18 protein-coding genes are annotated in these 18,803 nt (G+C 70.2%); 5 read left to right on the forward strand and 13 right to left on the reverse strand.

Annotated elements, in window-relative coordinates:
• Positions 1-17: 17 nt before the first annotated feature.
• The 7 genes from ybeY to O5O54_RS15475 all read right to left on the reverse strand — a co-directional run bounded on the left by ybeY (position 18) and on the right by O5O54_RS15475 (position 5,904).
• The gene (gene ybeY, locus O5O54_RS15445) at positions 18-560 is read right to left on the reverse strand and encodes an rRNA maturation RNase YbeY (RefSeq protein ID WP_279482718.1); all 543 of its coding nucleotides are present in this window, start codon (positions 558-560) and stop codon (positions 18-20) included.
• A complete protein-coding gene (locus tag O5O54_RS15450; protein ID WP_279482719.1) occupies positions 557-1,591 on the reverse strand; it encodes a PhoH family protein in 1,035 nt (344 codons plus the stop codon). Before O5O54_RS15450 ends, ybeY begins: the two co-directional genes overlap by 4 nt.
• Entirely contained in the window at positions 1,588-3,009 is a 1,422-nt protein-coding gene (gene miaB, locus O5O54_RS15455) for a tRNA (N6-isopentenyl adenosine(37)-C2)-methylthiotransferase MiaB (RefSeq protein WP_279482720.1), read from the reverse strand. The genes O5O54_RS15450 and miaB overlap by 4 nt, the downstream gene beginning before the upstream one ends.
• Positions 3,010-3,188: 179 nt before the next feature.
• Entirely contained in the window at positions 3,189-3,983 is a 795-nt protein-coding gene (locus O5O54_RS15460) for a lysophospholipid acyltransferase family protein (RefSeq protein ID WP_407061718.1), read from the reverse strand.
• 31 nt (positions 3,984-4,014) lie between these two features.
• Positions 4,015-4,539 (reverse strand): GNAT family N-acetyltransferase, encoded by a 525-nt coding sequence (locus O5O54_RS15465; protein ID WP_279482721.1) that lies wholly within the window; start codon positions 4,537-4,539, stop codon positions 4,015-4,017.
• A gap of 62 nt (positions 4,540-4,601) precedes the next feature.
• A complete protein-coding gene (gene tsaB, locus O5O54_RS15470) occupies positions 4,602-5,306 on the reverse strand; it encodes a tRNA (adenosine(37)-N6)-threonylcarbamoyltransferase complex dimerization subunit type 1 TsaB (RefSeq protein ID WP_279482722.1) in 705 nt (234 codons plus the stop codon).
• 16 nt (positions 5,307-5,322) lie between these two features.
• Positions 5,323-5,904: a NifU family protein gene (locus O5O54_RS15475; RefSeq protein WP_279482723.1), complete on the reverse strand. Its 582-nt coding sequence runs from the start codon at positions 5,902-5,904 to the stop codon at positions 5,323-5,325.
• Between the two features lie 173 nt (positions 5,905-6,077).
• Here O5O54_RS15475 and O5O54_RS15480 point away from each other — a divergent pair, with 173 nt between their 5' ends.
• Complete coding sequence (locus tag O5O54_RS15480; protein ID WP_279482724.1) at positions 6,078-7,235, forward strand: HPP family protein; 1,158 nt, start codon at positions 6,078-6,080, stop codon at positions 7,233-7,235.
• Positions 7,236-7,287: 52 nt separating this feature from the next.
• Here O5O54_RS15480 and O5O54_RS15485 read toward each other — a convergent pair whose 3' ends face one another.
• The gene (locus O5O54_RS15485) at positions 7,288-8,148 is read right to left on the reverse strand and encodes a hypothetical protein (RefSeq protein WP_279482725.1); all 861 of its coding nucleotides are present in this window, start codon (positions 8,146-8,148) and stop codon (positions 7,288-7,290) included.
• A 139-nt stretch (positions 8,149-8,287) separates the two neighbouring features.
• Between O5O54_RS15485 and O5O54_RS15490 the strand changes: the two genes are divergently transcribed.
• The 3 genes from O5O54_RS15490 to bluB are packed head-to-tail and all read left to right on the forward strand — an operon-like array spanning position 8,288 to position 11,035.
• Positions 8,288-8,959 carry a response regulator transcription factor gene (locus tag O5O54_RS15490; protein ID WP_279482726.1) on the forward strand — a complete coding sequence of 224 codons (672 nt, stop codon included), beginning with the start codon at positions 8,288-8,290 and terminating at the stop codon, positions 8,957-8,959.
• Positions 8,956-10,368 (forward strand): HAMP domain-containing sensor histidine kinase, encoded by a 1,413-nt coding sequence (locus tag O5O54_RS15495; RefSeq protein ID WP_279482727.1) that lies wholly within the window; start codon positions 8,956-8,958, stop codon positions 10,366-10,368. The genes O5O54_RS15490 and O5O54_RS15495 overlap by 4 nt, the downstream gene beginning before the upstream one ends.
• 40 nt (positions 10,369-10,408) lie before the next feature.
• On the forward strand, positions 10,409-11,035 hold the full coding sequence (gene bluB, locus O5O54_RS15500; RefSeq protein ID WP_279482728.1) for a 5,6-dimethylbenzimidazole synthase: 627 nt from the start codon (positions 10,409-10,411) through the stop codon (positions 11,033-11,035).
• A gap of 12 nt (positions 11,036-11,047) precedes the next feature.
• On the opposite strand, the gene O5O54_RS15505 is transcribed toward bluB, so the two are convergent.
• Positions 11,048-11,539: a universal stress protein gene (locus O5O54_RS15505; RefSeq protein WP_279482729.1), complete on the reverse strand. Its 492-nt coding sequence runs from the start codon at positions 11,537-11,539 to the stop codon at positions 11,048-11,050.
• 64 nt (positions 11,540-11,603) lie between these two features.
• Positions 11,604-12,671 (reverse strand): tryptophan--tRNA ligase, encoded by a 1,068-nt coding sequence (gene trpS, locus O5O54_RS15510; RefSeq protein WP_279482730.1) that lies wholly within the window; start codon positions 12,669-12,671, stop codon positions 11,604-11,606.
• A gap of 161 nt (positions 12,672-12,832) precedes the next feature.
• Here trpS and O5O54_RS15515 point away from each other — a divergent pair, with 161 nt between their 5' ends.
• Entirely contained in the window at positions 12,833-13,387 is a 555-nt protein-coding gene (locus O5O54_RS15515) for a DUF3597 domain-containing protein (protein ID WP_279482731.1), read from the forward strand.
• A 28-nt stretch (positions 13,388-13,415) separates the two neighbouring features.
• Here the strand turns inward: O5O54_RS15515 and O5O54_RS15520 are convergent.
• From O5O54_RS15520 to O5O54_RS15530, 3 genes are all read right to left on the reverse strand, one after another.
• A protein-coding gene (locus O5O54_RS15520; RefSeq protein ID WP_279482732.1) for an IS5 family transposase occupies positions 13,416-14,215 on the reverse strand; the annotation gives its coding sequence in 2 pieces (ribosomal slippage) (positions 13,416-13,888 and positions 13,888-14,215; 801 coding nt in all).
• 39 nt (positions 14,216-14,254) lie between these two features.
• Entirely contained in the window at positions 14,255-15,865 is a 1,611-nt protein-coding gene (gene murJ, locus O5O54_RS15525) for a murein biosynthesis integral membrane protein MurJ (protein ID WP_279482733.1), read from the reverse strand.
• Positions 15,862-18,729, reverse strand: coding sequence for a [protein-PII] uridylyltransferase (locus O5O54_RS15530; RefSeq protein ID WP_279482734.1), 2,868 nt, complete (start codon positions 18,727-18,729; stop codon positions 15,862-15,864). The genes murJ and O5O54_RS15530 overlap by 4 nt, the downstream gene beginning before the upstream one ends.
• Positions 18,730-18,803 lie beyond the last annotated feature (74 nt).

The following is an 18,803-nucleotide window of genomic DNA, read 5'->3' on the forward strand; positions in this document are numbered from 1 at the left end:
TTCACCAATGGTCCCTTCTAGTGTCGCGCGTCCGGCGCCTCGTCGGCGTCGGCATAGGGGTCGGCGATGCCGAGCCGCGCGAGGATAGAGATTTCCAGCGCTTCCATCGCGTCCGCGTCGGCGTCGGTCTCGTGGTCGTGGCCCAGGAGATGCAGGATGCCGTGGACGAGGAGATGACGGAAATGGTCGTCGGGCGACTTGCCCTCCGCCGCCGCCTCGCGCTCCAGCGTCTGGCGGGCGAGGATTAGGTCGCCGAGCATCGGGCCGGGCGCATCGCCGGGCGCAAGCGGCATCATCGGAAAGGAAAGGATGTTGGTCGGCTTGTCCTTGCCGCGCCATTCGGCGTTGAGCGCCTGGACGTCCTCGTCGTCCGACAGGGTCACGGAAACTTCGGTGCCGATCGAAGGCGCAAGTTCGGCACCGTCGGCGGCGGCAAAGACCGCCTCGCGGACCAGGTCGTCGGCCGGCCGCGACAGGAGCGTCCGCCAGCCCTCGTCCTCCACGGAAAGGAGGATGCGCGGCCCCGTGCGGGCCGCGCCGGGAGATCGGCCGTCGTTCATGGCGCCGCCTTGACGCGGGCATCGGTCGCGTCGGCCTCGTAGGCCTCCACGATCGCCTGCACGAGGCGGTGACGCACGACGTCCTTGGCCTCGAAGCGCACGGAGACGATGCTCGACACGCCCTCCAGCACCCGCAGCGCCTCCACGAGGCCCGACTTCACACCCGGCGGCAGGTCGATCTGCGACGGGTCGCCGGTCACCACCATGCGCGCGTTCTCGCCGAGGCGCGTCAGGAACATCTTCATCTGCATCGAGGTCGTGTTCTGCGCCTCGTCCAGGATCACGGCGGCGTTGGCGAGCGTGCGCCCGCGCATGAAGGCGAGCGGCGCGATCTCGATGGCGCCGGCGGCGATCGCCCGCTCCACCTTCTCGGCCGGCATCATGTCGTAGAGCGCGTCGTAGAGCGGGCGAAGATAGGGATCGACCTTGTCCTTCATGTCGCCCGGCAGGAAGCCGAGCCGCTCGCCGGCCTCGACGGCCGGACGCGACAGGATGATGCGCTCGACCTGGCCGCGCTCGAGGAGCTGGGCGGCGTGGGCGACGGCGAGATAGGTCTTGCCGGTGCCGGCCGGGCCGACGCCGAAGACGAGCTCCGCCCGCTCCATGGCGCGCATATAGGCGTCCTGCGTCGGGGTGCGGGCGTAGATGGTCTTCTTGCGGGTCGAGATCTGGGCGAGCGCCAGCCGGCCCTTCTTCTCCAGGGTCGGTAGCACGAGCTGGTCGTCCTGCGCCACCGCCATGCGGATCGCGCCCTCCACGTCGGAGGCCTGCAGCTCGTGACCGGACTGGAGGCGGGCATAGAGGATGTCGAGCGCGCGGCGCGCCTGTTCGGCGGCCACCGGGTCGCCCCGCAGCTCCACCTTGTTGCCCCTGGCCCGCGCGTCCACCGTGAGCTTCTGCTCGATCATCGCCAGATGCTCGTCGAACTGCCCGAACAAGGCGCTCGCCAGCCGGTTGTCGTCGAAGGTCAGCACGATATGGGCCATGTCCGATGCGCCGGAGGTCGGAAGCACGCCGCGGGCTGCCTTCATGCGATCTTCCTCAACTGGGGCTCGGACATCGCCGGAACCCGAACGACCGGCTCGGCGCCGGCGGCCATCAGGGAATTGGGGCGCGTTTCGGAAACGCGCACCGTGACAATGTCGCCCACCGACCCGGCGGAGGACGGCACCACCACGGGCAGAAGGAAGGGCGAGCGGCCGATCATCTGGCCGGGATGGCGCCCCGGCTTCTCGATCAGCACCTCGGTGTCGCGCCCGACGAACGAATCCTGGAACGCCACCTGTTGCTCGCGGATCAGCGCCTGGAGACGGTCGAGACGCGTCGTCTTGACGTCCTCCGGCACATGGCCGTCCATCGAGGCGCCCGGCGTTCCCGGCCGGGGCGAATACTTGAATGTGTAGGCGGCGGCGTAGCGAACGGTGCGCACGAGATCGAGGGTCGCCTCGAAGTCGGCGTCCGTCTCGCCGGGGAAGCCGACGATGAAGTCGCCCGACAGCGCGATGTCCGGCCGCGCGGCGCGGATGCGGTCGAGGAGCGCCAGATAGTCCGACGCCTTGTGCCGCCGGTTCATCGCCTTCAGGATCGCGTCCGAGCCCGACTGCACGGGCAGGTGCAGGTAGGGCATCAGCGCGCGCAGATCGCGATGGGCGGCGATCAGGTCGTCGTCCATGTCGCGCGGGTGCGAGGTCGTGTAGCGAAGGCGGGCAAGGCCCGGCACCTCGGCCAGTTGCCGCAGGAGCCCGCCGAGGCCGATCGGGCGGCCGGCGGAATCGGTGCCCGCCCAGGCGTTGACGTTCTGGCCGAGCAGCGTCACCTCGCGCACGCCGGCCTCGGCCAGGCGCCGCGCCTCGTCCATCACGGCGGCGAAGGGCCGCGAGACCTCCGAGCCGCGCGTGTAGGGCACGACGCAGAAGGTGCAGAACTTGTCGCAGCCTTCCTGCACCGTCAGGAAGGCAGCGACGCCGCGCCGGGCGATGGCGGCCTTTCCGGATTTCGGGAGGTGGTCGAACTTGTCCTCGACGGCGTAGTCGGTCTCGACCACGCGCTCGCCCTTGGCGACCCGCGCCAGCGCTTCCGGCAGGCGATGATAGGTCTGCGGCCCGACCACGAGATCGACGACAGGGGCGCGCTCGATGATCTCGGAGCCCTCCGCCTGCGCCACGCAGCCGGTGACGCCGACGCGGAGCTCACGCCCCTCTGCCGCCTTCTCCGCCTTCAGGACGCGGATGCGTCCGAGCTCGGAATAGATCTTCTCGGCGGCCTTTTCGCGGATATGGCAGGTGTTGAGGAGCACGAGGTCGGCGTCCTCGATCACTTCGGTCTGCACGTAGCCGTCACGCTCCAGCGCATCGCCCATGCGCTGCGAATCGTAGACGTTCATCTGGCAGCCATAGGTCTTGATGAAGACCTTGCGTTCGCCCCGTGCGCTCTCGTCCGGTGTGTCCATGCGTCCTTTGCGGGCTCCGCCCCGTCCTGCCGAGCGGCCGGACGGACCCCATGGGCCAAGTCCTCGACTTCGCCGCACCGCCGCACAACGCCCGCCGGCCCGGCTTCTCTCGTTCCTATATCGACCGCCTGACCCGTTGAAGCAAGCGACGTTTTCGCGAAGGTGTGACCGGGCCGCCCTCACGCGTCGTCGCAAAAGCCGAGGCTCCGGCGCAGCATCCGCCGCACCTCTGCCTCGCAGGCCCGCGCGAGCCCCTTGCGATCGGTGCCGGCGGTGACGCGGATCGGCTCCCCGAACGAGATCTCGACGTCCACCGCCCCCTCGCGCAAGAAGGCGGCAAGGTGCGGCATCAGTTCCACATCGCCCGGCCAGGCGGCCAGCGGCCGGCCGTATCGCCCGAGCACGATCCCGTTGGCGCCGACATAGGCGACCGAGACCGGCTGCACATAGACGGCCTCCGCCCCGGACGCCTTCAGCGCCGCCTGCGCCGCCCCGAACAGGGCCGTCTTGAAGGGCAGGACGGCATTCCCGTCCGAGGTCGTCCCTTCCGCGAAGAGCACCATCGCGTCGCCCGCCGTCAGGCGCTCGGCGATGGAATCGGCCTGTTCTCCCGTGCGCCCGCGCGCGTTCCGTTCCACGAAGACGGTGCGTTGGAGGCGCGCGAGCGTTCCAAAGATCGGCCAGCCTTCGACGTCGGATTTCGCGATGAAGGACAGCGGCATGACCGAGCCGAGCGCGGTGATGTCGGCCCAGGACTGGTGATTGGAAACGAGGAGGAGCGGACGCCCGGCCGTCGCCTCTCCCCGTGTCCGGACGCGGAGCCCCACCACGCGAGCGGCAATGCGCTGCCACAGAAAGGGAAGCCGGCTCGCCAGCCCCCAGCCGAAACGGATGGCGACGAGCTGGAGCGGCGCCAGCAGGAGCGTCGTCAGCGCCAGGACGATCGCGACCGTCCCGAGGCGCAGCAGCGCCACGGGATTGCGGTCCGACGCGCCGCTTCCGGCGTCAGCGAGATCCAAGGGTCCGCTTCAGGATCAGCGCGTTCTGGCGCTGGCCGTCGGAGCCGACGTAATAGGCGGGTCGGCGGCCGACCTCCTCGAAGCGCAGGTGGCGGTAGAGCTTGAGCGCCGGCAGGTTGGTTTCCTCCACCTCCAGGAACAGGGAGGCCGCGCGCTCGGCATGGAGATGCTGGAGGACGTTGTCCATCAGGAGCCGGCCGAACCCTTTGCCCCGGGCCGCCTTGTCCACGACGATGGTCAGGATCTCGGCTTCGTCGGCGGCGAGCCGCGCCAGCACCACGCCGACGGGCCGGGCCTGGCCCGTCCGGCGCACGACATAGCCGAACGTGCCGGCCTGCGAGAGCAGCGCGGCGAACTCGTCGCCCGACCAGGGTTGGGAAAAGGCCTGGCTATGGAGCGCGGCGGCCCATTCCACGTCGTCCGGGCCGAGCGGCTCGGCCACGTGGTCGACGGGCGTCACGATGTTTTCCCAGAAGGACAGGGTCCAAGCCCACGGCAGATACCAGTACATGCCCTCCTCCTCCCAAGGATCGCGGCCGGACCGGATATGCCGGCCGTCCCCGACTATCGGCCTCAAGGGTTAACGGTGCCTGTCGAAGGCGCGGCCCGAAGGCCGGAAGGCGCCTGCGCCTTGGCATCCGCTCCCCTTAGATAGAGCGGCAGGGGCGGCGCGGCGACGGCGCGGCCGGCGGCAATAAGCGCCACGGCACCGATCGGTGCGCTGCCCTCCGCGCTCGCGATCCGGTCGGAACCGAGCCCGAGGACTTCGGCGGCGATGCCCGCGCCCGAGCCGACGAGCCGCAGCGCCCCGAATGCCCGAGCCGCCAGCGCCGGCAAGGCGGCCGGCGCGAGCGCCTGCGGCTCGGCCAGAACCGCGCCGCCCCGGTCGAAGAGCGCGGCATAGACCTCGCCGCGCTTGGCGTCGTGAACGGCGAGCACCGGCCCGTCCGCCCAGAACGGCTGACCCTGCGCCTCCAGCGTGGTGACGCCGACGCTCGGAACGTTCAAGGACAGTTCGAAGCCGCGCGCGGCGGCGACCGCGACGCGGATGCCGGTAAAGGAGCCCGGACCGATCCCGACCCCGAGCTTTTCGATATCGCGCCACCCGGCACCGGCCGCCCGCATGGCCTCCGTCACCGTGTCCATCAGCACTTCGGCATGGCCGCGCCCGATGACGGGATCGACGGCCGAGAGCACCTCGCCGTCGGACAGGCGCAGCACCGCCGCCGAGCAGCGCTCGCCCGCCGTGTCGATCGCCAGGAGGAGGCCGCCGGTCACGGCGAAGCCTTCACGGTCAGGCCGCTTCCATCGCTTCCACGGCCTCGACCTCCGGCACGAAGTGGCGCAGGAGGTTCTCGATGCCGTGCTTCAGCGTGGCGGTGGACGAGGGGCAGCCGGCGCAAGAGCCGCGCATGTTCAGGAACACCACGCCGTCGCGGAAGCCGCGGAAGGTGATGTCGCCACCGTCCTGCGCGACGGCCGGGCGCACGCGGGTCTCCAGCAGTTCCTTGATGGTCGAGACGACGGTCTCGTCGCCGGGCTCGAAGAACTCCTCGCCGGAATCGTCGGCCTGCGCGCTGCCGCCGGCACCCGCCGCCATCACGGGCTCGCCCGACAGGAAGTGCTCCATCAGCCCCGCGAGGATCGCGGGCTTCAGGTGCTGCCAGCCGGTCTCGTCCTTGGTGACGGTGACGAAGTCGTAGCCGAAGAAGACGCTGCGCACGCCCTCGATGCCCATCAGCTTGGCGGCGAGCTTGGAGCGCGCGGCCGCATCCGTGGCGTCGAGGAACTCGGCCGTGCCGTTTTCCAGCACCACCCGGCCGGGCAGGAACTTCAGGGTCTGCGGGTTGGGCGTGGATTCGGTCTGGATGAACATGGGCGCGCCTCGGTTCAGCGGCGGAAGATCTGAACCCTCCAGATAGTCGGCACCGCCCCCTGCCGCAAGCGAAGCGGCGGCGACGCTGCGTTCGCGCTGGCGCGCCGCTTGCGTCACCCGCGCCTTCGGGCCATGGGGAGCCCTGCCCATATTTCGTGCCGGACGCCCAAGAAATGCACAGCTTCCTCCAGCGACTCCTGCCCGACCTGCCGGCCGTCAGTTGGCAGGAGCGGTTTCGTGTCGTCGTCGGCGCTCTTCTGGGCCTTCTCGTCACTGGCCTCGTCTGCCGCGCGGCCGTCGGCGCGGGCTCGGCCCTGCCGATCCTGATCGCGCCGATGGGCGCCTCGACCGTCCTGCTCTTCGCCGTGCCGGCGAGCCCGCTCGCCCAGCCCTGGTCGATCGTCGGCGGCAACACGATCGCCGCGTTGACCGGCGTCGTGGTACGACTCCTCGTGCCCGACCCCGTGATCGGCGCGGCGCTGGCGGGGGCGGTCGCGATCCTCCTGATGCTCGCCCTGCGCTGCCTCCACCCGCCGAGCGGCGCGGTGGCGCTGACGGCGGTTCTCGGCGGGCCGGCGGTCTGGGACCTCGGCTTCGGCTTCGCGCTCTGGCCGGTCGGCGCGAACTCGGTTCTCCTGCTCCTCGCCGCCCTCGCCTACAACAACCTGACCGGCCGTCCGTATCCGCACCGTGCGCCCCGCCCGGCGCATGCGACGCAGGATCCGCCTCCGGCCGAGCGCATCGGCTTTTCGGCCGCCGATCTCGACGCGGCGCTGGCCGAATCGGACCAGCTTCTCGACATTTCGCGCGCCGATCTCGAGGCACTCCTCCGACGCACGGAGCTGCATTCCTTCGCGCGACGGGCACGGGCAACGCGCACGCGAGAGATCATGTCGCGCGACGTGGTCGCCATCTCGCCCGACGCCTCCTTTCGCGAGGCGCTCGACACCTTGCGCCGGCACCACATCAAGGCCCTGCCGGTGACGGACGACCACGCGCGGGTGATCGGGATCCTCACCCAGACCGACCTTCTCGACAAGGCGGCCTGGGACGGGCGGGGGCCGCGCCTCGGCGCGCGCGAGCGCTTGCGCCTCACGATGCGGCGGGGCCGCGCACCGGCATCGAGCGTCGCCGACATCATGACCGCGCCGGTCCGGACGGTCGGGCCGGACGAGCCGATCGCCGACGTGGTGCCAGAAATGTCGGCGCTCGGCATCCACCACCTTCCGGTGACGGACCCGGACGGCCGCCTCGTCGGCATCGTCTCGCAGACCGACTTGGTGGTGGCGCTCCTGGCCGATGCCGCGCGTCGCAGCGAGGCGGGTGCCTGACGCAAAAAGGGCGGCGCCGAAGCACCGCCCTCCGAGACAGGCTGCAGACCGATCAGCCCTCGAAACGCTCCTTGCGAAGCGACCCGTCGGCATTGATCTCGACGCGCACCTCCCGGCCGGACGCGTCCTTGGCGTCGGCCTCGACATGGTGCTTCTTCACCTCGAAGTCGCCGTCATAGGTGTAGCCGAGCTTCTCGATCGCGGCGCGCGCCGCATCCTCGGCCATCGGGGGCGTGAACGGCTCGCGCTCGGCGACGCGGTTGTCGTCGTCCACCTTGATCTCCCACATCGCACCGGCCGCATCCTTGACGGTGAACTCGGCATGGTGCTTCTTGGTGTCGGTCAGCGTGACCTCGGTGTAGCCGGCGTCCGTCAGTGCCTTCGTGGCCGCAGCCTCGTCCACGCCGCCGCCGAACCAGCCGCGTTCGGCACGCTCGCCGCGCTTCGGCGGGCCGTCCTCGCCGCGCGGTCCGTGGCGCGGGCCATCGCGATCCGGGCCGCGGCCCGGGCCGCGCGGTCCGTCACGCTCCGGGCGCGGACGCTCCAGGGCGATGCGCTCGGCGCCGCCCACGCTGATCGAGCGGGCGTCGATCTGGCCGCGCTCGAAGCGGCCGTCCACCGACACGGTGTCGCCGACCTTGACGAGGGTCCCGCGCTCGCCGCGTGGCCCGAGTTCGACCAGCGTGCGACCCGTCGCGTCCTCCAGGACGAAGCGGTTGCCGAAGACTTCGGCGACACGGCCTTCGAGACGCAGGTCGTTCATGTCGCGCAGCTCGTTCACGGTGGCGGTGCGGGGCGCGGGCGGTGCGGGCGGCATGGCGTTCTGCGCGAAGGCGAGCGTCGAGCCGGCCAGGAGCGGAAGGGACAGCGCGGCGATGCCGATGCGGCGCTTCAGGGAAGGGGTCGTCTTCATGATCGACAGATCCTTGTCGGTTGCGGATGACGCCCCTTCTATCCCTCGCCCCGAAACCCCTCCTGAACCACGCGGTTCAGATTCCGTTCAGGCGGCAGGCATAGGTCGGGCAGACGGTCACAAAGGAAGAAGAACCCTCATGCGCGTGCTTCTGGTCGAGGACGACGCGGGCTTGGCCGCCGAGATCGCGGGCGCGCTGCGGGCCGAGAACTTCGCCGTGGACCATGCCGACAACGGCGTGGACGGCCTGCATCTCGGCGACACCGAGCTCTTCGACGCGGCCGTGCTCGACCTCGGCCTGCCGGGCCTCGGCGGCATCGAGGTCCTGCGCGGCTGGCGCGCGGCGGGGCGCGACCTGCCGGTCCTGATCCTCACCGCGCGCGACGGTTGGAGCGATAAGGTGCAGGGCTTCAAGGCCGGCGCCGACGACTATCTCGTCAAGCCGTTCCGCGTGGAGGAACTGGTGATGCGCCTGCGCGCCCTGGTGCGCCGCTCGCGCGGCCATGCCGACGCCCGGATCTCCTGCGGCGCCCTCACCTTCGACGCGCAGGTCGGCACGTTCGAGCGCGACGGCCTGCCCTTGAAGCTCACCGCTCTCGAATGGCGCGTCCTGTCTTGCCTGATGCTGCGCAAGGAGATCGTGGTGCCCCGCGCCGACCTGATGGAGCGCGTCTACGAGGGGGACGCCGAGGTGGATTCCAATTCCGTCGAGGTCATCATCGCCCGCCTGCGCCGCAAGATTGGCCATGCGATGATCGAGACCGTGCGCGGCCTCGGCTACCGTCTGACGGCCGGCGAGGTTGCGGGATGACGGTTCCCGCCCGGTTGCGCAATCTGTCGCTGCGAGCGCGCCTGACCCTGTCGGCCGCGCTCTTCGTGCTGGCCGCCGTCCTCGTCACCGGCTTCCTGATCGGCACCGTTCTGGAGCGTTTCGTGCGCGGCGAGGTCGCCGGACGGCTGGATCTCCAGATCGCGACGATCGAGGCCGCGCTCCTCAATCCACCGCCCCCGGGCGAGCCGCGGCGCGGCCGCCGCCCGCCCGGGCCGCCCTCCTTCGCCCGCGCGCTGGAGGACATCGACGGCGCGCCCTTCGACCGGCCGCGGGGGGACTGGTTCTGGCAGGTCGAAATCGACGGCCAGGTCGTCGGCCGCTCGCGTTCCCTGGGAGACCGCGCCCTGGCGGTGGAGGACGATCCGCCGGACATCGGCGGCGGGCCGCACAAGCTCGACCTCGCGCGCGGACCGGACGGCGAGGCCGTCGTCCTTCGCGAGGACGAGGTGGATCTGCCCGGCGGCCGCGAGGCCCGCATCCTGGCGGCGGCCCCCCGCCGGGCGATCGACGGCCCCTTGCGGGACGTGACGCTCCAGGTCGCCGCGACGCTGACGGGCCTCGGCGCGCTCCTCGTCGCTTCCATCTTCGCCCAGGTGCGCTTCGGTCTGAAGCCCCTCGACCAGCTCTGCGCGGCGCTCGCCCGCGTGCGCTCAGGCGAGCGGGAAAGCGTGGAAGGGCGCTATCCCGCCGAGCTGGAGCCGCTGCAGCGCGAGCTCAACGCCCTGATCGAGCAGGACGCGGCCAACCTACGGCAATCGCGCCTCCATGTCGCCAACCTCGCGCACGGACTGAAGACGCCGCTCGCGACCCTTTCGGCCGCCGCCGAGCGCCTGCCCGATCCGGAGGCGCGCGCCGGCTTTCTTGACCTCTCGGCCCTCATGGATCGGCGGGTGCGCCACCATCTGCGCCGTGCCCGCACGGCGGCCCTCGGCGGCCCGGTGCGCCAGCGCACGGACCTCGCCCGCCATTGCGAGGACCTGGCGCTGACGATCGCCAAGTTCGACCCGCGCGTCGCCGTGGAAACCCGGCTCGCCCCCGGCCTCTTCGTCGCCGTCGACCAGGAGGACCTCGACGAGATGCTGGGCAACCTCCTCGAGAACGCCTGCCGCCATGCGGGGTCGCGCGTCGTGCTCGAAACCCACCAGGACGGCGCGCAAGGCATCGCCCGCATCGCCGACGACGGCCCGGGGCTCACGGAGGTCGAGATCGACGCCGTACTCCAACCCGGACGCCGGCTCGACGAGACGCGGCCCGGCCACGGGTTCGGCCTGCCGATCACGGCCGAGATCGCCGGCCTCTACGGCGGTCGCCTCACGCTCAGCCGCGCGCCGGAAGGGGGACTCGAAGCCCGCCTCGCACTGCCGCTCTCGGCCGCGTCCTCCGTCTGAAACCGCTTTCTTTCGCGCCCGAACGGTGGAACAGGGGCACATGGACCGCCTGCCGCCCCATGCCCTGCCCGAGTTCGAGACGCTGCTGCGCCTGCGCCGCGACGTGCGCCGGTTCCGACCGGAGCGGCTGCCCGACGACCTTACGGCGCATCTCCTGTCGCTGACGGCCCTCGCGCCGTCTGTCGGGCTCAGCCAGCCAACACGACTGGTGCTCGTGGACGACCCCGCCCGGCGCGAGGCGGTGCGGCAGGACTTCCGACGCCGCAATGCCGAGGCCCTCGTCCGAACGGCGCCTGAGCGGCAGGCCGCCTATGCGCGGCTGAAGCTCTCCGGCCTCGAGGAGGCGCCCGTCCAGATCGGTGTGTTCGCGGCCGGCGACCCGCCGCAGGGCCACGGGCTCGGCCGCCGCACCATGCCGGAAACGCTCGACCATTCGGCCGTGCTCGCGATCCATACCCTATGGCTGGCGGCCCGCGCGGCGGGCGTCGGCCTCGGCTGGGTGTCGATCCTTGATCCCGCCGCCGTCCACGCGGCGCTGGACGTCCCTGCCGACTGGCGCTTCGTCGCCTATCTCTGCTTGGGATGGCCTGTGGAGGACAGCGACGTGCCCGAACTCGAACGGGCGGGATGGGAAAGCCGACGCCCCGCCGTCATCCTGCGCCGCTGACGGCCCGGCCGGTCAGCAAAGGCTTTCGATATCCTCGTCGCTCAAGGTGGCGGGCACGATCGTCACGGGCACCGGAAAGGCCGATCCCGAGCCTGCGACGGCCGAGACCAGTGGCCCCGGCCCCTCGGCCGCGTCGCTCGCGGCGAGCACCAGGATCGCGATCTCGCGGTCGGCCTCGATCAGGGCGCGGATCTCCCCGACTGTCTTGCCCTCGCGCACGATCGTCTCGGGCTCCAGACCCACAGCCTCGCGGATCTCGTCCGTCACCCGGGCCATGCGCGTCTCGGCCTCTTCCATGGCCTCCGCGCGCATGATGTCGCCGACGCCCAGCCATTGCTGGAAGTCCGCCGCGTCGATCACGTAGAGAAACACCGCCGCGCCGCCCGACGCCTTGGCGCGTCGCGCCGCATAGGCCGCCGCGCGCCCGCATTCGGGCGTCTCGTCGATCACAGCCAGGAACTTGCGGCGGCCGCCTTCGCCCCGCCCGAGTCGCTTCGATACCATGGCCGGACCATGCCAGCCCGCCGATGGGGCGGCAAGCGGCGGAGCACCCGGCCCCGCCAAGATCCTACCCGTTCAGCAGCCCGACGATGGACTTGACGTCGTGCATCGTGCGGTGAGCGATCGCGCCGGCGCGCTCGGCGCCCTCGCGCAGCGTCCGGTCGATCTCGGCGGGGTCGTCGAGGATGCGGCGCATTTCGGTGGCGATGGGCGCGAGCTTGTCGACGGCGAGGTCGGCGAGCGCCGGCTTGAACTCGGAGAAGGGTCGACCGCCGAAGTCGGCGAGGACGTCGGCCCTGGAGCGGCCGACGAGGGCGGCATAGATGCCGACGAGGTTGTCGGCCTCCGGGCGGCCGGCAAGGCCCGCGGTCTCGGAGGGCAGCGCGTCGGGGTCGGTCTTGGCCTTGCGGATCTTCTTGGCGATCGTGTCGGCGTCGTCGGTGAGGTTGATGCGGCTGAGGTCGGACGGGTCCGACTTCGACATCTTCTTGGAGCCGTCCTTGAGGCTCATGACGCGCGTCGCCGGCCCCTCGATCATCGGCTCGGCGAGCGGGAAATAGCCCTGCACGGTCTCCTCGCCCATCTGGATCGGGTGTCCGAGCCCCTTTTCCGCGATGCGGGCGGAGAAGTCGTGGTTGAACTTGGTCGCGATGTCGCGCGTCAGCTCCAGATGCTGCTTCTGGTCGTCGCCGACGGGCACGTGCGTCGCCCGGTAGAGAAGGATGTCGGCGGCCATGAGGCTGGGATAGGCGAGAAGGCCGAGCGAGGCACGCTCGCGGTCCTTGCCGGCCTTGTCCTTGAACTGGGTCATGCGCTCCATCCAGCCGATGCGCGCGACGCAGTTGAAGACCCAGGCGAGCTCGGCATGGCCCGACACGGCGGACTGGTTGAAGACGATGTGGCGCTTGGGATCGATGCCGGCGGCGAGATAGGCGGCCGCGATCTCGCGGGTCTGCCGCGCGAGGTCGTCCTGCACGAGCTGCGCCGTCAGCGCATGGAGGTCCACCACGCAGAAGATGCAGTCTCTCGTCTCCTGCAGGGCGACGAACTTCTGGATCGCCCCGAGATAGTTCCCGAGATGGAGGTTTCCGGTCGGCTGGATACCGGAAAAGACGAGCGGCTGGAACGCGGCCATGGGACAGCTCCGAAGGGCATGCCGGCAAGGGTCGCCGGTCGCGCGCTTATGGCGAAGCGGAGGCCGAGCCGCAAGACGGGAACCAAGACCACAACCCTTGCGTCTCCGCTCCAAGCCCGCCGAGTCCCGTCGCGGCAGCAGGACATATGAGGAGACCGCCCATGAGCTTCTTCGAGCGCATCAAATCCAAGATCTTCGGCTCAGCCCATGCCGACACCCCCGCGACGGAGGCCGCACCGCAGGCCGCGACGGGGCCCGCCTCGACACCGGCTTCGACGAATATCGGCGGAACGGCCGCGCCCGCCGGCGTGTCGCCCGCGCCCAGCCCCCAGATCCTGGCGCCGTCCGCCGGCGCGCCGGGAACCTCGGACGCGGTCTCTCCCGCCACCGCCGGCACGTCCAGCCCCGTCGCTTCGACGCCCGGCGCCTCGCCGATCCCCGCCTCCGCCCCGGCCGGCCCGGTGGACGTCGCAGCCGTTTTGGACGGAAAGGCGAAGGGCGCCGGCCAGACGCTGAACTGGCGGCACTCGATCGTCGATCTCCTCAAGCTTCTCGATCTCGATTCCAGCCTTTCGGCGCGGCGCGAGCTTGCGCAGGAACTCGGCTACACGGGCGATCACGACGATTCGGCCGCAATGAACACCTGGCTGCACCGGCAGGTGATGACCAAGCTTGCCGCTAACGGCGGCACCGTGCCGGCCGAACTGCGCGACTGACCGTAACGTCCGGGCGGCCTTAGAGGGCCTAACAAAACCGTTTGATCTGGTTGAGGCAGACGAGAGCGCAACCGAGTTTGAGGAAGGCCATGTGGATGTCGGCGCGGCGTTCGTAGCGGACGGCAAGGCGGCGGAAGCGGGCGAGCCAGGCGAAGGTCCGCTCCACCACCCAGCGATGGCGCCCAAGCTTCTGGCTGCTTTCGACGCCGCGCCGGGCAATGCGGGGTGTGACCGAGCGGGCTTGGCATTCCCGACGACAACGCTTGTGGTCGTAGCCTTTGTCGGCGTGCAGCTTGACGGGGCGACGACGCGGTCGACCTCGCCCGCGCCGTACGCCGGGAACGGCGTCCAGGGTCGGCGCCAGCATCATGCTGTCGTGCCGGTTGGCGCCCGACAACGTCACGCCGAGCGGCGTGCCCTCCCGGTCGACCACAAGATGGCGCTTCGACCCCGGTTTGCCGCGATCCGTCGGGCTCGGACCGATCTGCGATCCCCCCTTTTCGCCACAACGCTCGCACTGTCGAGCGAGCAGCGGCTCCAGTCGAGGCGCTCGGCATCGGCCAGCCGCTCCAGAAGCACACGGTGCAGCCGATCCCAGACCCCGGCCGCCTGCCAGTCGCGCAAGCGCCGCCAGCACGTCATGCCCGAGCAGCCGATCTCGGCCGGCAGCATCTCCCACGGGATGCCGGACCGCAGAACGAACACAATGCCAGCCAACGCCGCCCGATCGTCGCAGCGTGGACGCCCGCCTTTCGGTCGGGACGGCAGCGATGGCAACAGGGGCGAGATCGAAGCCCACAATTCATCGCAAACGAGAGGTCTTCCCATCCCACTTCAACGCGCGAAACGCCGTTTTGTTAGGCACTCTTAGCCGGCCGCCCGCTTCCGCCTCAGGAGCTTCAGGACGAGCGTCCGGTCGGCCGCGCCCGTCGCGAAGGCCAGCGCGAAGTAGATCAGCATCGCGACGCCCGCGAGCGCCAGCACCGCCGCCGACTGGTGGAGGACGTTGGGGTCCGATCCCATCCAGCGCTCCAGCATCTCCAGCATGACCAGGAGCGCCCCGCCCATCATCGCGGCCGACAGGAACACGAGGGCCGCCCGCCGCACGAGCTCGCCGTCCACGTGCCAGAGCCCCTGGCGGCGCAGGCCCTCGAACAGCAGAAGCGCGTTGATCCAGCCGGCGAGCGTCGTCGCCATGGCGATGCCGCGCTCGGCAAAGTACCAGAAAAGAACGAAGGACAGCGCCGTGTTGGCGAGCGCCGAGATGCCGGTGATGATCATCGGCGTCCTCGTGTTCTCGCGCGCGAAGTAGCCGGGCGAGAACACCTTGATCAGCACGAAGGCCGGCAGGCCCAGCGCATAGAGGCCGAGAACGGCGGCGACCTTTTCGGTCGTGTCCGGCCCGAAGGCGCCGCGCTCGTAGATCAGGCGGATGATCGGCTCCGGCATCACGAAAAGCGCGACCGCCGCCGGGACGGTCAGGAACAGCGCGAATTCGAGGCTTCGGTTCTGGGTGTGCTGCGCCTCTTCCAGCCGCCCCGCCTTCAGGGCGCGGGCGAGTTCGGGCAGGAGCACGACCCCGATGGCAACCCCCACCATGCCGAGCGGCAGCTGGTAGGGCCGGTCGGCATAGGTCAGGATCGACACGGCGCCCGGCTGATAGGACGCGATGGCCTGTCCGACGAAGAGGTTGATCTGCGTGATGCCGCCGATCAGGGCGGCGGGGCCGGCAAGGATCAGCAGGCGCTTGAGCCCCGGCGTCCAGCGCGGGCGCCCGAGCGAGACCGAGAAGCCGGCCATGCGCATGGCGACGGTCACCATCAGGAGCTGGCTGATACCGGCCGCCAGCACGCCCCAGCTCATCAGGAAGCCGATCGTGCGCTGGTCCGCCCCCTGCCACCAGGCCCAGGCGAGGACGCCGATCAGGATGAAGTTGAGCAGCGTCGGCGCGGCGGCAGCCGCGAAGAAGCGCCGGAACGCGTTGAGGATGCCCGACACCATCGCCATCAGCGACATGCAGGCGAGATAGGGAAACATGATCCGCGAGAAGGCGACGGTGATGTCGAAGCGCTCGGCGCAGGAGAGCTGCTGCCCGAGCGTCTGCGGATCGTCGATGCAGGCGGCCAAGCCCGGCGCGATGATCGTCTTCACCAGGAAGGGCATGAACACCATCGCGACGACGGTGAAGCCGGTCAGGACCACGAAGAGCGTGGCGAAGATCTCGGAGGCGAAGCGCCGTGCGCCGGTCTCGCCCTCCTCCTCCAGCGAGCGCGCGAAGAGCGGGATGAAGGCGGCGTTGAACGCCCCTTCCGCGAACAGGCGGCGAAAGAGGTTCGGGAAGCGGAAGGCGAGGTTGAAGGCGTCCGCCACCGGCCCGATGCCGAGCGCGGAGGCCATCATCATCTCGCGCGTGAAGCCGAAGACGCGGCTGACGAGCGTCGCGCCGCCGACGGTTGCGAACTTCTTGAGAAGGCTCACGAGACGATCCCGAAGGCGACCGGCGAGGGCTTGGCCGAGGGCGAGGTGAGCTCGCCGTCCGGGTCTTCGAACACGGCGAGCAGCCGGCGCCGAATGCGCTCCGAGCGCCCCTCGCCCGTCACCTTCATGCCGAGGAGATCGGTGACGTAGAAGACGTCCACCACCTTCTCGCCATAGGTCGAGATGTGGGCCGAGCGGATGTCGAGCGAGAGGTCGGAGATCGCCCCGGTGAGGTCGGCGAGCAGCCCCGGCCGGTCGAGCCCCTCGACTTCGAGGACGGTGAGCCGGTTCGACAATTCGTTGTGGATGTCGATGCGCGGCGGAAAGGCAAAGGAGGGGCTGGTGCGCGGCGCCCGGCGGCGCGCGATGAGGGCCGGAATCGCCTCCCGCCCGTTCAGCAGCCCCTCGATGGTGCGGGCGATCCGGTCGGCACGGCGCAGTTCGTCGGAGTCTTCGGTGAACTCGCGGTTGAGGGTCACGATGTCGAGCGCCCACCCGTCGGTCATGGTGAAGATCTGGGCGTCGGCGATGTTGGCGCCGGCCGAGGCGCAGCCGCCGGCGATCAACGACAGGAGGCGCGGATGGTCGGGCGCCAGCACCGTGATCTCGGTAACGCCCCGGAACCTGTCGGTCCGGGCGATGGTGGCGAAGGTCTTCCTCGCGGCATCGGCGTCGCGCACGAACTCCGCGTGGCGGACCTGCTCCTCCAACGGCACGGACAGGAAGTAGTTCTGATAGTGGTGGTCCACCGCCGCCTCGCGGGCGGCCTCGTCCCAGCCGGCCAGGCGCGAGCGAAGCTCGGCCTTGGCGGCCAGCGTGCGCTGCTCGCGCGAGGATTCCGAATAGCCGCCGGTCAGCATCGGCTCGGTCTCGGCATAGAGCGTGCGGATGAGCTGGCCCTTCCAGCCGTTCCAGACGCCGGGGCCGACGGCGCGGATGTCGCAGACGGTCAGGATGGTCAGAAGCTTCAGCCGGTCCAGAGTCTGGACGCGGGCTGCGAAGTCGCGGATCGTCTTGCGGTCGTTGAGGTCTCGCTGCTGCGCCACCATGGACATGACGAGGTGGTCGCGCACCAGCCAGGCGACGAGTTCGGTCTCGCCGGCATCGAGGCCCAAACGCGGACAGAGCTCCTCGGCGATCTCGGCGCCGGCGATCGAATGGTCCTCGGGGCGGCCCTTGGCGATGTCGTGGATCAGGAGCGCGACATAGAGGGGCACGCGGTCGCGGATGGTGGAGATGAAGCTGCTCGTCACCGGCAGCTCGCCGCCGAGATTGCCGCGCTCCAGCTTGTTCAGCTCGGCGATGGAGCGCAGGAGGTGCTCGTCCACCGTGTAGTGGTGATACATGTTGAATTGCATCATCGCGACGATCTTGCCGAAGTCCGGCACGAAGCGGCCGAGGACGCCCGCCTCGTTCATACGGCGCAAGTGGAAGGCCGGGTCCTCGCGGTCGGTCAGGACGTCGACGAAGAGCGAGTTGGCTTCCCTGTTGTTGCGCAGGTCGTTGTCGATCAGCCGCAGCGAGCGGCGGATCAGCTTCAGGGCGTCCGGGTGGTATTCCAGCCGGTGGACGGCGGCGAGCTTGAAGATGCGCAGGAGATTGACCGGATCGGTCGCGAAGACCTGACGGTCCGCCACCGTAATGCGACCGTTGTCGACCAGGAAGGAGAGCGTGCCGGGAATGTGGCGCGAGCGGCGGCGAAGGCTCTGCACGAAGCCGCGGATGCCCGGCACGTCCTTGGCCTTCTCCTCCTCCAGCGCGGCGCAGAAGATGCCGGTGAGGTCGCCGACGTCCTTGGCGATCAGGAAGTAGTGCTTCATGAAGCGCTCGACGTCGGTCAGGCCGGGATGGGACGTGTAGCCGAGGCGCGCGGCGATCTCGGGCTGGATGTCGAAGGAGAGGCGCTCCTCGGCCTTGCCGGTCAGGAAGTGCATGTGGCAGCGCACGGCCCAGAGAAAATCCTCCGCCTTGCCGAAGATCTGCCCCTCGCGGCGCGAGAAGACGCCGGCCGCCACCAGCGCGTCGCGCGTGTCGACGCGGTAGTGGTCCTTGGCGATCCAGAACAGGGTGTGGAGGTCGCGCAGGCCGCCCTTGCCTTCCTTCACGTTGGGCTCGACGAGATAGCGCGTGTCGCCGCCCTTGGCGTGGCGCGCGTCGCGCTCGGCGAGCTTGGCGGCGATGAAGGCGCGGCCCGTCCCTTCCACGACCTCGGCGTCGAAGCGGCGGCCCAGCTCGGCGAAGAGATCGGCGTCGCCGCACACGAGCCGGCGCTCCAGGATCGCGGTGCGGATGGTGAAGTCGGACTCGGACAGTCGGACGCTTTCCTCCACCGAGCGTGTCGCGTGGCCGACCTTCAGCCCAAGGTCCCAGAGAAGGTAGAGGAGATACTCGGCGACCTGCTCGCCGAGCGCCGTCTGCTTGTAGGGCAGGAGAAACAGGAGATCGATGTCGGACCCCGGCGCGAGCGTGCCCCGCCCGTAGCCGCCGACGGCCAGAACGGCCATGCGCTCGCCGGCGGAAAGGTTGGGCGCTGCGAAACGGTGCTGGAGGGCGAAGTCGTAGATCGCCCGGATCAGCTCGTCCATCAGCGCCGAGATGCGCGCGGCGCACAGGAGCCCACCGCCGTCGGAGAACAGCATCGCCTCGGCCGCCTTCCGGCCTGCGACATTGGCGGCCTTCAGGACGCCCAGGACCTTGGCGCGCACCTCAGGGGTAGCGCAGGCGCCGGGCTTCTCCGAAGGCACCAGCGCCCAGAGCGCCGCGCGCAGCGCCTGCGGATCGACGATCTCGGACAGGCGGAGATCCTCGCCGTCCGTCGGGTGACGGGCCGCGAAGCGGATGCCGGACTGGTGGGTAACGCTCATCGGGATTGCCTCATGCCGGCGCAGGCCGCCGCCGGCTCCGAAGGCTGCGGGAGCCTTCGGAGCCGGCGGCGGGC

The organism is Aureimonas sp. SK2 (assembly GCF_029813115.1).
Lineage (GTDB): Bacteria > Pseudomonadota > Alphaproteobacteria > Rhizobiales > Rhizobiaceae > Aureimonas.